The organism is Planctellipticum variicoloris (genome assembly GCF_030622045.1).
GTDB lineage: Bacteria > Planctomycetota > Planctomycetia > Planctomycetales > Planctomycetaceae > Planctellipticum > Planctellipticum variicoloris.
The window spans coordinates 4164158-4182812 of the sequence record NZ_CP130886.1 but is presented as its reverse complement, the minus strand read 5'-3'; the positions used below and the strand labels follow the sequence as shown (position 1 = coordinate 4182812).

The window sequence follows — 18655 nt, the reverse complement described above, 5'->3', positions numbered from 1 at the left end:
ATTCCCTGGAGTCTGTAAGAGGCCTTTTCATGAAGACTGTGCTGTTCGTCGTTTCGGAGTGGGGTTACTGGGGCGAGGAGCTGATCGGCCCTCTGGAAGCCTGTGATAAGGCCGGCTACAAGGTCGAATTCTGCACGCCGACCGGTAAGAAGCCGACCGCCCTGCAGGTCAGCATGGACCCGACCTACGTCGATCCTCCCCTCGGCCGTCCCGTGACGTCGAAGGAAATGGCCGACAAGGTCCGCGCCATTGTCGCCTCCGGCCGGATGGACTCTCCCAAGAGCCTGGCCGCCTGGTTCCCGCAGCGGGCGTACCCTAGCTCGGCCACCTATCTCCGCGACATGGAAGCCTTCCACGAGAAAGTCGACAGCCTCGTCGCCAGCGAACTGACCAAGTACGACGCCCTCGTGATCGTCGGCGGCAGCGGAGCCCTGGTCGATCTGGCCAACAACTCCCGCCTCCACGAACTGATCCTGGGCTTCGTGAAGCTCGACAGGCCGATCGCCGCCGAGTGCTACGGCGTCTCCTGCCTGGCCTTTGCCCGCGACGTTCGCGAAAAACGCAGCCTCCTGACCGGCCGCCGCGTCACCGGCCATCCGCTCGATTACGACTATCTCGACGGGACCGGCTTCGAAGGTCCGCACGCCGTCGACGGGACGAACACCGGCTTCGGCAACGGCTGGGTCAACTTCGGCGCCCCGTTCTATCCCCTGGAACACATCCTCCGCGACGCCGTGGGACCCGAAGGCCAGTTCATCGGCAACGTCGGCCACAAGACGTCGGTCATCGTCGACTACCCGTTTATCACCAGCCGCTCGACCGCCTCGTCGTGCGAGTGCGGCAAGGTGCTTGTCGACGTGCTGGAGACCGGCCTCAAGCGATACGGCTGGTAAGACCTCGGAATCGCGGGAGGGCGATTCCCACCGAATCGCCCTCCCGCCGATTCGCTCGCCCGGCTTCGATTCTCTCGCCCGTTCGCGACGTCTCTCGCGAATCGGCCGACCGGGCAACTGACCGAGAACTGGTTCTTTCGACGGGAAATGATGCGCGCCGCGGCAGTCGTCGAGCAGGACGAACCGCCTTCCCGTCACCCGGTTGTCTTCCCGGTTCTCAGCGCCTTCCGCTCGATTCTGTGTTCAACGTACGCGCCCAAGGATCTCTCATGCTGACCGCGACGCTCGCCGAACCGTCGACCGACTCAATGACCGCTCCGGCGTGCAGCGCCGCGGCGCCCCGCACCGGCCGGTTCGGAATTCTCGAACAGCTCGAAGCCGACGGCCTGTGCCATCTCTTCGGCAACCCGGGAACGGTCGAGCAGGGCTTCCTCGACGCTCTCCACGACTATCCGAGCCTCAAGTACATTCTCACACTTCAGGAATCGGTCGCGGTTCTGATGGCCGACGGTTATGCCCGCGCCACGCAGAAACCGACCGTCGTCCAGATTCACAGCTCTCCCGGACTCGGCAACTCGATCGGCGCCCTCTACCAGGCCAATCGCGGCCACTCGCCTCTCGTGGTGATCGGCGGAGACGCCGGCGTCAAGTACCAGTCCATGGACGCCCAGATGGCGGCCGATCTCGTCGCGATGGCCAGGCCCGTCACCAAGTGGTCGACGATGGTCACCGATCCCGCCTCCACGCTCCGCGTCCTCCGCCGGGCCATCAAGATCGCAGCAACCCCCCCGATGGGTCCGGTCTATGTCTGTCTGCCGCAGGACGTACTGGATGCGCTCGTCGTCGAGCCGGTTCGACCGACGTCCCTCCCCTCCACCCGGGTCGTCCCCGATGACGGGCTGCTGAGCGCAGCGGCCGACATGCTCGTCGCCTCCCGGAAGCCGATGATCTTCATCGGCGACGGCGTCGCCTTCTCCCAGGCCCAGACCGAACTGACCTGCGTCGCCGAACTGCTCGGGGCGGAAGTCTGGAGCGTAGACGGCGGCGAACTGAACATGGACAACTCCCATCCCCTCTTCCAGGGGGCGACCGGGCACATGTTCAAAGAACACAGCTACCCGATCACAACAAAGGGGGACGTCAACCTCGTCGTCGGAACCTATATGGTTCCCGAGGTCTTCCCGTCGGTGGAAGACATCTTCGCCGCGGGGGCGAAGGTGATCCACGTCGACCTGAACGCCTACGAGATCGCCAAGAATCACCCGGTCGACCTTGGGGTCGTGGCCGATCCAAAGCTGACGCTGAGCCGGCTCGCCACGCTGCTGGTCGAGCGAATGAGCGCGGACGACGTGCGCGCCGCCCGCAGCAGAACCGCCGAACTGGCTGCCGCAAAGATCGCTGTCCGCGAGAAGGAGCTGGCTCTGGACGCCGCCGTCCGGAACTCGTCTCCACTCCACTTCTCGCAGTTTGCCGAAGAGCTCGGCCGTCAGCTTCCCCCGGACGCGGTCATCTTCGACGAAGCCCTGACGAACTCCCCCGCACTCACCCGTTACTGCGTCCCGACGACCCCGGGGCACTTCTTCCAGACCCGCGGCGGTTCGCTCGGCGTCGGCATCCCCGGCGCCATCGGCGCCAAGCTCGCCATGCCCGGCAAGACCGTGATCGGAGTCACCGGCGATGGCGGCGCCATGTACACGATCCAGGCTCTCTGGTCGGCGGCCCGCCACAACGTCGATGCCAAGTTCATCATCTGCAACAACCGCTCCTATCGGCTGCTGCAGCTCAATATCTCCGCCTACTGGCAGGAACAGAGCGTCGCGGCTCACCCGTTCCCGCTGAGCTTCGACCTGTCGAAGCCGCAGATCGATTTTGTCCAGATGGCGAATTCGATGGGAGTCGCGGGCGCCCGCATCGAGCGGCCCGAAGAGATCGCGCCCGCCATCCGCCAGATGCTCGACCACCAGGGGCCTTTTCTGCTCGACGTCATCATCGAAGGGGACATCCACCCCGAACTGGTGAATCTCCGCTGCGGACAGTGACGCTCGCCCTGGCCCTGTCTCACGGCCGGGCTGCTGCCAGTGATCGGGAACTCAACGCAAATCACCCACTGACCTCGAATTCAGTCACGTAACTCACCTCCGACCTCAAAGGACACCGTATGCGTCTCTCGGGCAAGACCATCGGAATTCTGATCGAAAGCGATTTCTACGAGAACGAGATCTTCTACTACGACTTCCGGTTCGCGGAAGAAGGGGCCACCGTCCGATTCCTGAGCCGGATGTGGGGAAACTCGGAAATCACCTTCGAGGGGCACGAGCTCAAGGCGCCGTTCCGCTGCCACGAATCGTTCGAGAACATGAGCGACGAAGACCTGGCCCAGTTCGATGCGATCATCGTCCCGTCGGGCATGGTGTCGGACCGGCTCCGCTACACCGAAAGCGTCGAGGAGCTTCCGCCCGCCTGCACCTTCCTGAAGCGCGCCTTCGAGAATGAACACATTCTGAAGGGAATCATCTGCCACGGTCTGTGGCTCTGCGCCCCCATCACCGAAGTCATTCGCGGTCGCAACCTCGTCTGCCACAACAATCTTCACGGCGACGCCATCGCCTACGGCGCCCGGTACGTTAACGAAGACGTTGTCGTCGACGGCGATCTGGTGACCGGACGGACTGGCAAGCACTGCCATCTGTTCGCCAGGCAGATCATCGAGATCCTCGGCAACGCGTCCCCCAGCGCGAAAGCCGAACGGCTCCTGGCCGCCGCCCGCTGAACCCTCGGCGCGAGGGAATTCCCCGCGTCGACTGCGACAGTCGATGTGACTCCGTCGTGTTCCGGCTCACCGATTCGTGCATCAGCCTTCCCGGCCCCGCGATCAATCGCAATCAGCGAATGAAGCGATCCGGCCACTGCAGTCCAAAGGATCGACATGACCACTCTCACCGCGCCGATGCCAGTCCTCCAACCGAAGACTCCTGCGACTTCGTCGCCCTTTCGGGTCGAGCCCGGTCGGACCCATCCGCTCGGTGCGACGGTCGAGCGGGGGGGCGTGAACTTTTCGCTCTTCAGCGAGTACGCCACCAGCGTGGAACTGCTGCTGTTCGAACGGCACGACGACATTGAGCCGGTCGAAGTCGTCAAACTCCATCCGGTTCACCACAAGAGCTTTCATCTCTGGCACATCTTCGTGCATGGCGTGAAGCCCGGGATGCACTACGCCTACCGCGTCGACGGCCCGCACGATCCCCACAACGGGCATCGCTTCGATCCCGAGAAAGTGCTCATCGACCCCTATGCCAAGGGCAACAACCGGACGCTGTGGAACCGGGGCGACGCCTGCCGTCCGGGCAGCAACCTGGCGACGTCGATCCGCAGCGTCATCATCGACACCGCCGGCTACGACTGGGAGGGAGACCAGCCGCTCAATGCGCCGATGAGCGAACTCATCATCTATGAAACGCATCTGGGCGGTTTCACGAAGTCGCCGACCTCGGGCGTGGAAAACCCCGGTACGTTCAAGGGACTCATTGAGAAGATTCCATATCTTCAACAGCTCGGCATTACGGCGATCGAACTGTTGCCGGTCTTCGAGTTCGACGACGGCGAAGTGCTCCGCTGGGTCGACGGCCAGCCCCTGAAGAACTACTGGGGCTACAGCACGATGGCCTTCTTCGCCCCGCATTCGAGCTACTGCACGAATCCCGATCTGGGGAGCCACGTCGCCGAATTCCGCGACATGGTCAAGGCCCTGCACAAGGCCGGCATCAGCGTCATCCTCGACGTCGTCTTCAACCACACCGACGAAGGCAACCACCAGGGGCCGACCTTCTCCTTCAAGGGCCTCGACAACAAGAACTACTACTACCTCGCCCCCGGGCAGGAAGAATTCTTCTACGACTACACCGGCTGCGGCAACACGTTCAACTGCAATCATCCCGTCACCGAGAAACTCATCGTCGAGTGCCTGGAATACTGGGTCAAGGAGATGCACGTCGACGGCTTCCGCTTCGACGAAGCCAGCGTGCTGACGCGCGGCAAAAACGGCGCGCCCATGGAGTATCCCCCCGTCATCTGGCACATCGAGCTCTCCGAGACGCTGGCCGACACCAAGGTCTTCGCCGAAGCCTGGGACGCCGCCGGGCTCTACCAGATCGGCTACTTCCCCGGCTATCGCTGGGCGGAGTGGAACGGCCGCTACCGCGACAGCCTGCGTCGCTTCGTCAAGGGAGACGCCGGGATGATCGGGGACGTCGCCTGCCGCATCACCGGCAGCGCCGACTTGTACGAGGCGCGGCGGCATCTGCCGATCAACAGCGTCAACTTCATCAACTGCCACGACGGCTTCACCCTCAACGACCTCGTCTCCTACAACGGCAAGCACAACTACGCCAACGGCGAAGGAAACCGCGACGGCAACGACGACAACATGAGCTGGAACTGCGGCGCCGAAGGCGACACGCAGGATCCCGCGATCGAAGGACTGCGGGTCCAGCAGATCAAGAACTTCGCCGCGCTGCTGATGCTGTCGCAGGGCGTGCCGATGTTCGTCGCGGGGGACGAAGTCCGGCGCACGCAAAACGGAAACAACAACGCCTACTGCCAGGACAACGAACTCAACTGGTTCGACTGGACGCTGCCCGAAAAGAACGCCCCGCTGCTGCGGTTCTGGCAGAAGATCATCGCCTTCCGGAAGCGGCATCCGGCGATCCACCGGACGCGATTCTTCACCGGGGAAGTCAACGAACGCGGCCTGCCCGACGTCGGCTGGCACGGATGCAAGTTGAATTCCCCCGGCTGGGATGACCCGCAGACCCGCACCCTGGCGTTCACGCTGGGCGGCTTCGAGGGAGAGGCCGACGTGCACGTGATGTTGAACATGCACTGGGGGCCGCTGCCGTTCGAACTTCCCCCGGTCGGAGACCGCCAGTGGTTCCGCTCCGCGGACACATCCCTCGCTTCGCCGCTGGACATCGCCGACGAGGGGAGCGAAGTCCTGATCGCCGGCAACGAATACCTCGTCAATGGCCGCAGCGCCGTTGTGCTGATCTCCCGCTGAATGAAAGGCGCGGCGCAAAATCGAATCTCTGTGTAGCCGGAACGAAACCCCACGCCGTTGATGCCAGAAGTATCCAGCACTGCTGGACCTGTAGAAATCCCCGGGGCGCCCGAAGGCGCCTCCCGGTCGCGTCCCTGACTCTCCCTTATCCATGCCCGAGGAATCGCTCAATGAACAGTCTCTCGTTTACGGTCTCCGATCTCATTGCCGGGTACGTGCAGCTCTATGACGCTGCGACGAAGACCTTCGTGGTCAAGACGACCGACGGGCGGGACTTCGCGATCACTCTCACGCCGACGGTGTTCGCCGAAGTCGTGCGAAACCTCGGCGAAGATTTCCACGACGCCACGGGCCGCATCTCGGAACTGCTGGTCGAAGGCCGCTACGTCTTCGTCTACGGCGTCTTCTATCCTGAAGAGGAAAACCGGTTCGAAGCGAAACACCTCGTCTTCACCGGAGACAAGCCCGACGAGTTCCGCTTCGAAGAGCAGGACTGGTGGATCAACCAGGTCAAGCAGCTCGGCGACTTCTACCTCAAGGCCCAGTTCGGCGGCGGGCCGATCGATTACTCCAACTACCGCACCAACCTCGAACTCGAAGGCGAAAAGCTCGGCTCGACCCGTCAGGAAACCGACACGATCTCGCGCCTGGTCTACGGGTTCGCCTCCGCCTACCTGATGACCGGCGACGATCGGTACCTCGAAGCCGCCGAGAAGGGGACCGAGTACCTCCGCACCCACTTCCGCTTCGAACACAAGCAGACCGGCACCGCCTGCTGGTACCACGCCGTCGACATCAAGCCGGACGGCACCATGCAGAAGGTCTTCGCCTCGGAGTTCGGCGACGACTATGACGCTCTTCCCTGCTACGAGCAGATTTACGCCCTCGCCGGTCCCACGCAGACTTACCGCATCACCGGCGATCCGCGGATCCTCGCCGACGCCAAGGAGACGATCAAGTCGTTCCGGGACTACTACCGCGACCATACCGAGAAGGGGGGCTTCTACTCCCACATCGATCCGATCACCCTCAGCCCGCACTCCGAAACGCTCGGCGCCAACAAGTCGAAGAAGAACTGGAACTCGGTCGGCGATCACGCCCCCGCGTATCTGATCAACCTCTACCTGGCGACCGGCGAAAAGGAGTACGCCGACTTCCTCGAAGAAACCTTTGACACCATCGCCGCGCACTTCCCGGACTACGACGAAAGCCCGTTCGTCCAGGAACGATTCCACGATGACTGGTCCAAGGACCAGGCGTGGGGCTGGCAGCAGAATCGGGCCGTCGTCGGGCACAACCTGAAGATCGCCTGGAACCTGATGCGGATGAATTCGCTCACCGCGAAGAAGTCCTACACCGACCTGGCGACGAAAATCGCCGACGTCATGCCGACCGCCGGATATGACCTGCAGCGCGGCGGCTGGTACGACGTGGTCGAACGCGTCCGCGAGCCGGGGCAGAACTTCCATCGCTTTGTCTGGCACGACCGCAAGGCCTGGTGGCAGCAGGAGCAGGCGATCCTCGCCTACTTCATCCTCGCCGGCGTCCTGAAGCGGCCCGACTACGACCGGCTCGCCCGCGAATCCGCCTCGTTCTACAACGCCTGGTTCCTCGATACGCAGTCGGGCGGCGTGTACTTCAACGTCCTCGCGAACGGCCTGCCGTACGCCCAGGGCACGGAGCGCGGCAAGGGCTCGCACTCGATGTCGGGCTACCACTCGTTCGAGCTGGCCTACCTGGCCGCCGTGTATACGAACCTGCTCGTCAACAAAAAGCCGATGGACTTCCACTTCTGCCCGACCGCCGGGGCGCTGCCGAACGACACTCTGCGAGTTTCGCCCGACCTGCTGCCCGAAGGATCGGTCCGTATCGGACAGGTGTGGATCAACGGTCAGGAACACCGCGACTTCGACGCCGCCAAGCTGACGGTGAAGCTGCCGCAGACCGGCGGAAAGCTCAAAGTCCGCGTCCGGCTGGTCCCGCAGGCCGTCACGTTCACGGCCGACCTCCTCGGCGTCGACAAGGGCGTGGCTACCATCTCGCTGGCCGGCAAGCTGACGGCCGAATCGCTGCCGATGCTCCGCGAAACGGTCTCCAGCGCCGTCAAGCAGGGGGCCCGGTCGATCGTGTTCGAAGCGGCCGACCTGGAATCGATTTCGGAAGAAGGCATGCGCGTGCTGGCCTTCACGAAGCAGAAACTCGGAGCGACGTTCGACATCACAGTCGCCGGCGCCTGCGACGCCGTGAAAGAAGAAATGACCGAAAGCGGCTTCGTGGACGAGATCATCCTGGCCGATCTGGCCACGGCATGATCTGACACGGCAGTGATTTTGATCAGCAGCTCTCCCTCCGGATTTCCGGGGGGAGAGCCTGCTTTCGGGGTCTCGTCAGGGCAGGATTCTTTATGAGACGCTCTCTGATCCGCGCGTTCTTCTTCGCGCACCATTTCGCCACCAAACCGATCCTCAACCTGATCGCCGGAGTGATCCTGTTCTGCAGCGGCCTGTCGGAAATGCTGGAAGGACTGACCGACTGGACCTGCACGCAGTATCTGGGCGCGCACCACGGAGTCTTCGTCTTCGGCATTCTGCAGGTGATGAAGGCCCTCCCCGAAACGATGCGCGGGCTGAGATTCATCGACGACGGCGAAGGCGTCCTGCGGCGCCCTGCGGACTTTGAGCCGCTCAACGGCTCGCTGACCGGCGGGTCGCTCGGCCGGTCGTGAAATGCTGTTTATTCTCTAAGGTGTGTCTGGTAAATGAGTTGCGGTGAGGCTTTGTTCCCCGCTGCGGTTGCCAGATCGCCACCAGCAGGCCCCCCGCGGCGAGTGACGCGGCCCTCTTGAGAAAGCTTGCCGACCCCGTCGAGTGTGACGATTATTCGAGTCTCGCGGGTTGTCGCGATCGCGCCGGTCATCCCGCGAATTCCCGTCGAATCAGATATGCCTACCGTGCGTTTTCGCCCGTGTGGATGTCGATAGTCAGCCCAGTCGAATGTCCATGTCCGTCCGCGACGGGGCAAGCGATGATCGGGATTTTATCGAACTCAGGTCGCTGGCTGGGAGCCGGCGACAGGGGACTCCCCGGAGCGGCGCCGTCGTGAGCGCAGGCCGGAAGTTCCAACTCCCTCCGCTCGCACCTGGCGACCGCCTCGCCACTGCGAGCCAACGACGAAGGATCGTCTCATGATTCGACGGGCTGCGTTTTGCGCGACGGCGTTTCTTTGTGCTCTGGGAGCTGCTCTTCCCGAGGTTTCCGCACAGACCTTTGACGGCCTCTTTTCTGCATCCGCAGACGACGCCTCGGAAGGTCTTCCCAGAATTCTGAAGACCGCCGCTTCGGAGGAATCCGAGACGCAGTCCCTGGTCCGCACCGCGACGCTCAGCGACGCCAATACGGCCAAGTTTCGGGCCGTCAGCACTCCCGATGAATGTTTCTGCGATTCGTGCCGCAAGCCGGAAACCTGGTACATCTCGATCAGCGGCGGACTGGCTCATCGCGGACGCGTCCAGGAGCAGAGCGACATCCGGACGTTCATCGTCCTCAACGAGGGCTTCGCGGCCAACGCCGCGCTGGGCTTCCGGCTCGGGATGTTCCGGCTCGAAGCGGAAACCTCCTTCATGAATAACACCTGCAAAGAGGCCGGGGCGGTCGGACTCGCTTCCGGAACTACGGGCAACGTCAATCTGCGGGCGCTCATGTTCAACGCTTACCGCGACTTTCAGATCAGCGACTGGAAGCTGAAGCCCTACGTCGGGGCCGGCATCGGGATTTATCAGTCGCAGATCAACAGCCTCTACCCCCAGTTCTTCAACGACGTCGGCTTCACCGGCCAACCGGTCAATTCGACCAGCAATATGCCCTTTGCATACCAGTTCCGGGCCGGTGTATCGCGGCCGATCACGGAACGGACGGAGTTCTATGCCGGCTACCGCTACTTCCACGGTTCGACGCTGACGTTCGCTTCGATCCCGTTCGCTTCGGCCGACGCTCCGACGTTCAAGCCGAACGGCGCCAACATGCACAACATCGAGTTCGGTCTGCGGGTGAATTTCTAAGGCTCACGGCCGAAGTTTCAATCAGGCAGCCGCGTCGAGTCCTGTCAGGGTCTCACGCGGTTGCTTCATTTTGCCCTGGTCCTTCGACGTCCTTGGCCTGGAACGACTCCCGCGGCCCGCGGACTGATCCAACAGCCATCGGCGGAAATACCAGTCGCAGGGAAAGTTCGTCGGTTCCCGCGGAAAAACGCAGAAACCTGTTTGTCTGCCAGTCCAGAACTGGTCCACAATGAGTGTCTCGCCGGGCCGGTATATCGCCTTTCCGACGGGCCAATTTGGCGAACTCCTTCGCCAGTCCTGCCAACAATTCTGTGACCGACAGCGGGGCTGATTGATGTCTGAGGAATGCGACGTTTCCGCGATCGTAGGCCGCGCGCTCCTGGCCACGGGCGAGGTCGTCGTCGGGGCAGTCGCTTCAAGAATGACGCGTGCCGATGCCGCGGAAGCCCTCGCCGAGCTGCTGGAGGGAGAATCGTCACGAGACCTGGCTGCCTGCTGGAGACAATCCCTGCACTCCGGGGAACTCGGTGAGGCTTCCACGATCGACAGCGACTTGATCCACCTCCTCGCACGCACCCTCGAACGAGTCGCCGCCGCCACCGCCGAGCAGTCGCAACAGACGCCGGTGGTGGCCGAACGAAAACGGTTGAAGAAGCTGGCGGCTTGCTTCGCGGAGCGGGCCGAGCGATTCCTGCGGGAAGTCGCCGACGGCGCGGGGCCGTCGCAATCGGGCGGTCTGCAGAGCGCGGAAACGCCCCCGGCTGGCCTGCGGCCTCTCGATCACCACGAATGGCAGGTTCTCCTGCACCAGTTGCGTGACCACTGCAACGTACCCGTCAGCAACGACTGCCTGGCCGTCGTCTCTGAGAAATTGAAGCGGCAGTTTCCCCAGGCAGCCCTCGCGGCCCTGAAATCCCGACGGTCCGACTTCACCCATCTGCGGTTGCTGGGATTTCTGCAACTCCTGAGCGTGTTTCCGTCGGCGGCCAGGTCGACTCGCCGCCGTTCGCCCGATTCCGATCAGGTCGAATGTCGACGAGTCCTGCAATGGGCCAATTCTCTGTGGCAGAGCGGCAGTCCTGACTTGTTCGGCGAGAACGCCCGCCAGCGCTGGCCGCAGGCTGCCGCACGCGTCGACGCCGCACTGGCGACCGCACGCGAATTCGTCACAGGTGCGTCGCAAGAGAGTGCCGGCGAGTCGGGCCGTCCGCGAGAGCTCGACCAATCCTCGTCCGAACTCGGACAACGCGAACAGGAGATCCGGGCGGTTGTCGTGCAAGGGGCGTCGGCCAACATTTCCTCCTCGGATCCGATCCCGCAGACCATCGAACAACCCCTCGAACAGAGTGCAGCGCGCCTCGAACAGGTCCGTGCGCAAATCGCCCGGCTGCTCCGCGAGGAACGCGAGCTGCAGAACCTCGCCCGTGAACAGCGGAAGCAGACGGCGACCCTCGCGCTGGCTCGTGGGGACTTGTCCGTCGCCGAACGCGAACTGCAGGTTGTCCTCGCGGAAACTCCGGACGACCTCGGCGCACTCGACCAGTGGGGGCAGCTCTGCGGCCGTCGCGGCGAACTGGACGAAGCTCGTCAGACTTACGAACGCCTTCGCATCCTGGCCGCCGACGACAACCGGTGGCAGATGCGAGCCGCCCGTAACCTGGGCCAGATTCTGCTCCGCAGCGACGATCGCGCCGGCGCCAAAGCCTCCCTGCTGCAGGCGCTTGCGGACTACGAAACGCTCGCGCCCGACTCTGAGGACTCCGGGCAACTCGCGATCGACGCGAGCGACTGGCTGGTGACCATCGGAGAACTCGAACTGGCCGCCGGATCGCCGTCTGCGGCATTGCAGCACTTCCGCCGCAGCCTGGAAGTCGAACAGCGCTCGCAGACGCCGGAGACCACCGACCGTCCACGGCTCGAAGCGAAGGCCCGCTTGCTGACCCGGATCGCCGGCCTGGAACACGCGGAAGGGAATGCCGCCGCGGCGATTGAGCACTACCGTCAGAGTCTCTTGATCGGCGACTCGCTCGTAAAAGTGGATCTCGCCGATGTGGAGACCCTGCGCTCGCGTTTGGAACTGCTGCTGAAACTCGCCCGTCTGCTGCTCGCCGCCGACGACAGTGCCGGAGCCCTGGAACAATTCCTCGGCGCACTCGCCGCGGACGATCGTCTGCTGCAACATTCCCCGACGACCATCGAATCGCTGGAGGCCCGCCGCGACCTCCAGACGCAGATCGCCGAACTGCAACTGGCCGTCCAGGACCGGGCCTCGGCCCTCGAACACTTTCGGGCCGCGGCCGAAACCCAGGAGCGTCTGCTGCGGGAACTGCGCGAAGACGCCGCCGGGATCTGGACGCTTGCAGGGCAACTCTGGCGGCTGGCGGACCTTGAGTCCGCCGAAGGCTCGACTGATGCCGCGCGGGTGTCGTACCGCCGCTGCCTCGTTCTCTATGATCAACTGCTGGAAGACTTCGGCTGGAGCCCGGAAGAGCTTCCCGACCATGCCGAGCTGCTCCTCAAGACCGGACGCCTCGAACTTAATGCCGATAATCGCGACGCCGCACTGAGCTGCAATCGTCGCCTGCTGGAACTTCTGGAGCACCGACTTCAACAGGGGGGAGAGTCCCCGGAAGCGCTTCGCGAGTTCTGTCAGCACCTGGACCGCACGGGTGACCTCGAACTGTCTCTCGGAGACCGGACCGGCGCTCTGCAGCGACAGCGCCGGAAACTGCGGGCACTGGAGCGTCTGCTGGAACTGGAACCGCCGGCCGCCGCCGAACTGCGAGAGGCCGCGGAAGCCGCCGCGCGGATCGGCGATCTGGAAACCGAGCTGGACCAGATCCCCGCCGGGGTCGCCAGTTACTGTCGCAGCATCGAGCTCCGCGAGCGCCTGCTGCAGTTCGTTGGCGATTCGCAGGAAGATCTCCAGCCATTGGTGCACCGACGACTGCAGGTTGCCGACGTTGAACTGGCGGCAGGCAATTCGGACGGGGCGCTGCAGCATCTTCGGCGCGGACTGGACGGCCTTGAACGGTTGGCGATTCTCGACGGCCGTCAGACCGGGACCATCGACTTCCTTGCGACAAGACGCCTGCAGGTCGCAGAACTGGAGCTGGCACGCGGCGACCTCCCGTCCGCGCTGACGCACTTCCGGCGTTGCCGGGAAATCCACGAACAGCGACTGTCCGTTGCGGATGAGCCTCGCGCCATACTTCCAACGATCGAAGCGTTGCTCGTCGCGATCGTCAAACTCGAAGAAGACGTCGGCGACCGGCTCGCAGCCATTGCCAGCACTCGCCGTCTCGTCGAGATCCGCGAGCTGTTGCTGCAGGATGGGAACGCTGTCGGAGACTTCCGCACGGATGGAGCTGCGATAGCGACAGAGTCGGCATCAGAATCGTCGCTGCCACTCGCTCAACGCCTGCAGAGTCAGGAACGTGAACTGGAGCAGCTCGACGAGCGCGCCCATGCGATTCAGCAGCTCGGTGAATCGCTCGTCAGTCTCGGCGCCTGCGAACTTGCCGAAGGAGATCGGGAGTCGGCATGGAACCGTTACCGGCGGAGCCTCGAACTCTGCGAGCGGCTGCTGACCGAGACGACCGCCGCCGCCGACGGCCTGGCCGGCTTCCCCGAACTGCTGGCGAAGGTCGGCCGGGTGGAGCTGGCCGCAGGGAATCACGCGGCGGCACTGACGCACTTCCGTCGCAGCGTCGAATTGCAGGACCGGTTGACGGCCGGACTCTCCGAGACCGGCCAGTCGTCAATCGAATGGGCCGAACGTCTCCAGACCCTCGGCGAACTGGAACTGTCTGCCGGCGAAACCCAGGCTGCGCTCGCCGCATTTCAGCGCAGCCTGCCGGTCTGGATCCGGCAAATCGACGAAACTGGCACGGCGCCCGAGCATTTGCGGGGGTTAATCGCCACGCTGACGGGCGTCGGCGACGCAGAGCGCCAGAGCGGAAATCTCTCGTCGGCCCGCGAACGCTATCAGCAGGCCTGGAGCGTCCACGAACATCGGCTCGAAACGTCGCAAGTCTCCGCGGAAGATCTGTGCCAGGCTCGATCGCTGCTCCTCCGCCTTGGCGATCTCGACATCCGGCAGTTCCGTCCGGAAGCAGCCCGCGGCTGGCTCGACAAGCATTTGCAGCTCTGCCGGGAGTTCGTGGAATCCGAGCCGCACAGTCCGACGGCTCTGCGGGAACTGGCGACGTCGCTGCGGCGATCTGGCGATTTCGATCGGACTGCAGGCGACCCTCGGCTCGCCCTGGAACATTTTCAGGCCTCGCTCGATCTGTGCGAACGGATCGTGGCGGACGGCGGCGAGTCGGCCGAGTCGCTCCGCGAGCTCAGCATCGCGCTGGGACGGATCGCGGACGCCGAGTTGCAAACCGGAAAGACCGAGTCGGCTCTGGCCGGGCATCGCCGGAGCCTGGAGGTCATCGCACGCGCCGTCCAGGAGTTCGGCAAATCCCTCGACAACCTGTCCCAGCTCAGCCAGATCCAGGAGCGTCTGGGACAGCTTGAACTGGCCGGGGACGACCCGGCTGCGGCGCTGATTCATTTCCGGCAGTCTCTGCGGATCCGCGAACGAATCGTTCGCAAGATCGGAGCGACGGCAGAACACCTGCACGATCTGGGAGCGGTGCTCGATCTCGCCGGCAACGCCGAACTGCTTCAGGAAGACTGGGCTGCCGCGGCGATCTCGTTCAGCCAGAGTCTGGAGGTGTTCCGACAACTGCTGGAGTCCCACGGTCCCACTGCGGAACGTCTCCGGTCGCTCGGTCGCGCACTGCAGCAGGCGGGGGATCTGGACCTGCAGGAAGAGAATCTCCTGGCGGCGCAGGATCTCTATCGCCAGGCACTGGAGGTCTTCGAGCGGATTCTCCAGGAATTCGGCGAAACTTCGGCCGGACTCCGCGATCAGGCCGCGGCTCTCATCCGCGTGGGCGACCTGTCCCGGCTGCAAGGGGACCAGCACGCGGCGCTGCCGAAGTATCGTCAGAGCCTGGAGATCTCGGAACGATTGCTCAAAGACGAAGGGGAGTCCGCCGAGAATCTGCGCGAGCTGAGATTTGCCCTGCTCAAGGTGGCGGACGTCGAACGGCTGGCTGGCGATCGCTTGCAGGCGATGGCCAGGTATCGCCGCGGTCTCGAACTCAGTCAGTTAATCGTCGACGCCTGGGGAGCGACTCCCGAAAGTCTGCACGACGTCTGCGTCTCGCTGATCAAACTGGGCGACATGGAACGGCTCGGCGGCGAAAAGGCCTGGGCTCTGACGCGCTACCGGCAGAGCCTGAAGGTCGCCGACGAACTGGTCCTGCGGTTCGGCGAGACCCCGCAAAGCCTGAGGAATCTGGGCGTGCTTTATTCCCGAATGGCGCAGTCCGAACCTGCCGCCGCGCGGACGTGGCTCGAACGCGGACAGAAGTGCCTGTCGACCATTCTCGAACGGGGCTGGGAAACGCCCGACACTCGCAATGAGCTGGCGATGTTCGAACGCGGACTCGAAACCGTTCAATAGCCCGACCGCCTCGCTCAGCGGGCTTTCCGCACCCGTGCGCGGGAGCTGGCCGATTCCGGCAGCGGCAGCCCCCGATCCAGCTCCCAGTACACGAAACCCGCCAGCCGGCGGCAATCGTCCCAGGCCTCCTGCACAGACTCCGCCGGAAACTCCGCGGAGGTCTCCAGCAGTTCGGCGAGCTGATGGATCCGCGCACGCAGGACGGCGGCATCCTTGACCAGCATATCGATCTTCGCGGGGACCCGCAGAACGCCGGCCTCCGCAGCCTCCGGCAGAGCAGGGCGCAAGGCCAGCAGCACTGCATCAAGCCGCGAGAGTGCCGGCAGCGAACTGACGGCCATCTCCTCCGTATCCGCTTCGTCCTCGCCTGGGCCAGGCGTCTCCTCGGCCTCGCTGTGAACCGCCAGCGAATAGGGATCGTCCGGGACCTCCAGATCGAATGGCGACGGGTCGTCCAGCGGAGACGACTTCAGCGAACGAACCAGCAGTCGACGACGTCGACCGTCAGTCGGAGAGGATTTCATAGTCAGGCGCCTCAAGCTCAGGGACGAGCCGAGGACCCCGCGCCCGCCGATGCCGTGGAAACATCCCGATTCCCACGGCTCCGCGCGCCAGACCTCTGGTCGCAACGGTCATCGGACAGACTTCAATTATCAGGGCCCGCACACCGAAAGTATGCCCAGATCCCAGTGCAGTTCGAAAGCGTCCATCTGCCGTCGCCGGCAATTTCTTCAGATTCTTCCAAGTGCTGCCCCGGAATTCTCAGTGCAGCCTCCGTGTTCCCACTGATGAAAGTCCACACTCAGCTTGCCCGGATCTCTGCAGCAGCCCCAGACTCACCAGTTTTGTCCCGCCTGACGGCCGTGCCCGTTCACCTCGTCAGCCCCGGCACCAGCAGCCGCGCCAGACTGCTCGCCAGTTGCGTCAAGGAAGCCTCATCGGGCAGCGTCAGCCGCAACTGAGGCCGGGCCGTCCCCGTCCCGCTCGACGCAGTCCGCCAGGCTGGAGTGGATCTGGCTCACCGCCTGCCCGTCCGGCTCGGGTTGCCGTTTGTCGGCGAGCAATTCGCCCACCATCGCCAGCGCCGCCCCCAGCAGTTGGCCCCCCGCCGCTCATCCAGCGCCCGACGCGTCAGTTCGTCCCGCGTCAGCAGCTCGAACGGCACCGTCTCATCGGTGCGGCTCGGCCAGGCCCAGAAACGTCTTCTCCCGCAGCAGCAGATTGAGCGCCGCCCCCATGTGCTCGCAGGTGAGAGCGCACTAATCGCACTGCAGATAGAGTTGCTTCTGCCGCCCGCTCATCAGCGTGACGACGACGAGCGCCTTCCCGCCGGGAACTCCGGTATCCGGCACCCGCACGCGGAGCAGGTCGCCCCCCAGGTAGACGTCGGCTTCGGGATCGACGTCGAACTTGCGCCCGCCGGTCGAAATCAGCTTTGCCCGGTGTTCCCCCAGCAACTGGCCAGCCTGATGCGTCGTGAGCCTCCCGAGTCGCTGATGAAACGTCAGTTGCGGCTTCTTTCCCGTCTTCGTTGCCATGAGCACCCTCCCTGCCGCTTGAGATTGTCCTGGCCGATTCTCAGGCTTCCCAGCCATTGGGAATGCCATCCGACTGCGAAAAAGATACCCGGCGGTCCAGCGCTTAGCCACCGCGAAACTCGTTCCCAGGCTTCGCCTGGGAACGTCCGGCGCCGAGTCTCTGCCTCTCTTTTGGCACTCGGAAACGACTCCGTGCCGCGCGGCGGGACAACGGAAGCCGGAACTTGCAGGCAACGACAAAATCTCGCAAGGGTCGGGACAAAAGTATTGTAACCATTTGTGCGATTGTTATTCTCTGTGTGTAGTGAGTTCAGAGGAGTGTTGAAGGAGGCTGCCATCGTGTCCGATCTGACGCTCAATCTGCACGATTCCACCCGCTCGTTCCACGCCCGACTTCCCGACAATGCCGTCGGCCGGATCGTTGCATCACTTGGCGCCGATCCCGAAACCGTTGAAGAACTGGAGCATGCACTCGGGCGGTTTGAGCGGCGAACTGCCGACCGTCCGCTGCTTTCGAACCTGTCTCCGGGGTTTGACGCTCAAGCCGCGGATGGAGGGATTGTCTATCTTGACTTGCCGGCTCGGCTGATTGTCTTTCAATCGCCCGATTTCGAGTTCCTGACGCAAGGCGGCGAACTGTGGTACGACGGCCAGCAGGAGACCGACGTGTCCCTCCCGTTCTGTCTGCATCCTGACTGGGTGCTCTCGAACGATCTGCAACAGTTCGACGCTCTATCGTGGCAGCGACGGGAAGCTCGCGGCGGAAGGGCGGCCCGTGATGATCGAGCGGTGCTGTATGGCAGACTTCCGGAGTTCATCGCCACAGAGTTGCAGCAGCGCAGGCGGGAATTGGCCGCGCTGAACGCCGATCAACGGGAGGCGTTCGTCCGGCAGCGACACATTGACTGGTTGATGACCGCGCGGAATGACCTCGGCGGGCGATCACCGCGGGATGTGCTGATTGATGACCGGCACGAGCACATTGAGATCGATATTCAGAACCAGCAACACCACTGGTCGTTCCTCCGACAGCCGCCGCCGGCGGTCTTACGCGACTCGCACGCCTATCGCTTCGGCGGATTCGGGACTCACGAAATTGTCTTGTACTACGACCTCGTTCGGGAGCTCCTCTGGGAAGCCGTCGATCGAGCATGTCAGGGAGTCGCCGTTGCCCGCAGCGGCGTTTCGACGGAAATCGACGAGTTGCATCGATCATCGCAAGACTGGTTGCACCGCCCGCTGGAAGAATTCCACGGTCGAACCCCGGCGTCGATGATTGACAAGGAGCGTCGTCGACTGCCCGAAAAGGCGTGCGGCGATGAGGCGGTTGTCGATCCCGAGTGCCCGTGCTGCCAAATGCTAGCCGACGAAGAGACCTGGGGACCAGTCTTCTGGCATCTCGACGGCTGTAACATGGATGATGACTTTGCATTTTCGTTTGAGCGGAGCTATGAGGAGTGGAAACGGAGGTGGGATTACTGGAATTCAGGAGACTCTGTAGCAGCCTGGCCTGAGCCAATCTGATTTTTCCTCGCTCCATCCCGTCACCCCACGCGTCTTCAACAATTAGGCCCACATTTCCTGCCCCCAGCG

At 63.6% G+C, this 18655-nt stretch carries 11 protein-coding genes; 9 read left to right on the top strand and 2 right to left on the bottom strand.

Annotated features, from left to right (window positions below; genetic code table 11):
- Positions 1-29 precede the first annotated feature (29 nt).
- The 8 genes from SH412_RS16255 to SH412_RS16220 all read left to right on the top strand — a co-directional run bounded on the left by SH412_RS16255 (position 30) and on the right by SH412_RS16220 (position 15524).
- Positions 30-893 (top strand): type 1 glutamine amidotransferase domain-containing protein, encoded by an 864-nt coding sequence (locus SH412_RS16255; RefSeq protein ID WP_336519069.1) that lies wholly within the window; start codon positions 30-32, stop codon positions 891-893.
- A 308-nt stretch (positions 894-1201) separates the two neighbouring features.
- On the top strand, positions 1202-2932 hold the full coding sequence (locus SH412_RS16250; RefSeq protein WP_419555812.1) for a thiamine pyrophosphate-binding protein: 1731 nt from the start codon (positions 1202-1204) through the stop codon (positions 2930-2932).
- Positions 2933-3051: 119 nt separating this feature from the next.
- On the top strand, positions 3052-3663 hold the full coding sequence (locus tag SH412_RS16245) for a DJ-1/PfpI family protein (protein WP_336519067.1): 612 nt from the start codon (positions 3052-3054) through the stop codon (positions 3661-3663).
- Between the two features lie 156 nt (positions 3664-3819).
- A complete protein-coding gene (gene glgX / locus SH412_RS16240; RefSeq protein ID WP_336519066.1) occupies positions 3820-5946 on the top strand; it encodes a glycogen debranching protein GlgX in 2127 nt (708 codons plus the stop codon).
- A gap of 170 nt (positions 5947-6116) precedes the next feature.
- On the top strand, positions 6117-8258 hold the full coding sequence (locus SH412_RS16235; RefSeq protein WP_336519065.1) for an AGE family epimerase/isomerase: 2142 nt from the start codon (positions 6117-6119) through the stop codon (positions 8256-8258).
- 92 nt (positions 8259-8350) lie between these two features.
- Positions 8351-8671, top strand: coding sequence for a hypothetical protein (locus tag SH412_RS16230; protein ID WP_336519064.1), 321 nt, complete (start codon positions 8351-8353; stop codon positions 8669-8671).
- Between the two features lie 459 nt (positions 8672-9130).
- Positions 9131-10003, top strand: coding sequence for an outer membrane protein (locus tag SH412_RS16225; protein WP_336519063.1), 873 nt, complete (start codon positions 9131-9133; stop codon positions 10001-10003).
- 421 nt (positions 10004-10424) lie between these two features.
- Positions 10425-15524, top strand: coding sequence for a hypothetical protein (locus SH412_RS16220; RefSeq protein WP_336519062.1), 5100 nt, complete (start codon positions 10425-10427; stop codon positions 15522-15524).
- Between the two features lie 14 nt (positions 15525-15538).
- On the opposite strand, the gene SH412_RS16215 is transcribed toward SH412_RS16220, so the two are convergent.
- Together SH412_RS16215 and SH412_RS16210 are read right to left on the bottom strand one after the other, a co-directional pair.
- Complete coding sequence (locus SH412_RS16215) at positions 15539-16048, bottom strand: hypothetical protein (protein WP_336519061.1); 510 nt, start codon at positions 16046-16048, stop codon at positions 15539-15541.
- A 735-nt stretch (positions 16049-16783) separates the two neighbouring features.
- On the bottom strand, positions 16784-17062 hold the full coding sequence (locus tag SH412_RS16210; RefSeq protein ID WP_336519060.1) for a hypothetical protein: 279 nt from the start codon (positions 17060-17062) through the stop codon (positions 16784-16786).
- A gap of 279 nt (positions 17063-17341) precedes the next feature.
- Here SH412_RS16210 and SH412_RS16205 point away from each other — a divergent pair, with 279 nt between their 5' ends.
- Positions 17342-18586: a hypothetical protein gene (locus tag SH412_RS16205; protein ID WP_336519059.1), complete on the top strand. Its 1245-nt coding sequence runs from the start codon at positions 17342-17344 to the stop codon at positions 18584-18586.
- The last annotated feature ends 69 nt before the right edge of the window (positions 18587-18655 follow it).

What these genes read in the sequence shown, in the direction of transcription:
- SH412_RS16255 (WP_336519069.1), top strand. Translation starts at nt 30, where the DNA reads ATGAAGACTGTGCTGTTCGTCGTTTCGGAGTGGGGTTACTGGGGCGAG.
- SH412_RS16250 (WP_419555812.1), top strand. Translation starts at nt 1,202, where the DNA reads ATGACCGCTCCGGCGTGCAGCGCCGCGGCGCCCCGCACCGGCCGGTTC.
- SH412_RS16245 (WP_336519067.1), top strand. Translation starts at nt 3,052, where the DNA reads ATGCGTCTCTCGGGCAAGACCATCGGAATTCTGATCGAAAGCGATTTC.
- glgX (WP_336519066.1), top strand. Translation starts at nt 3,820, where the DNA reads ATGACCACTCTCACCGCGCCGATGCCAGTCCTCCAACCGAAGACTCCT.
- SH412_RS16235 (WP_336519065.1), top strand. Translation starts at nt 6,117, where the DNA reads ATGAACAGTCTCTCGTTTACGGTCTCCGATCTCATTGCCGGGTACGTG.
- SH412_RS16230 (WP_336519064.1), top strand. Translation starts at nt 8,351, where the DNA reads ATGAGACGCTCTCTGATCCGCGCGTTCTTCTTCGCGCACCATTTCGCC.
- SH412_RS16225 (WP_336519063.1), top strand. Translation starts at nt 9,131, where the DNA reads ATGATTCGACGGGCTGCGTTTTGCGCGACGGCGTTTCTTTGTGCTCTG.
- SH412_RS16220 (WP_336519062.1), top strand. Translation starts at nt 10,425, where the DNA reads ATGACGCGTGCCGATGCCGCGGAAGCCCTCGCCGAGCTGCTGGAGGGA.
- SH412_RS16215 (WP_336519061.1), bottom strand. Translation starts at nt 16,048, where the DNA reads ATGAAATCCTCTCCGACTGACGGTCGACGTCGTCGACTGCTGGTTCGT.
- SH412_RS16210 (WP_336519060.1), bottom strand. Translation starts at nt 17,062, where the DNA reads ATGGCAACGAAGACGGGAAAGAAGCCGCAACTGACGTTTCATCAGCGA.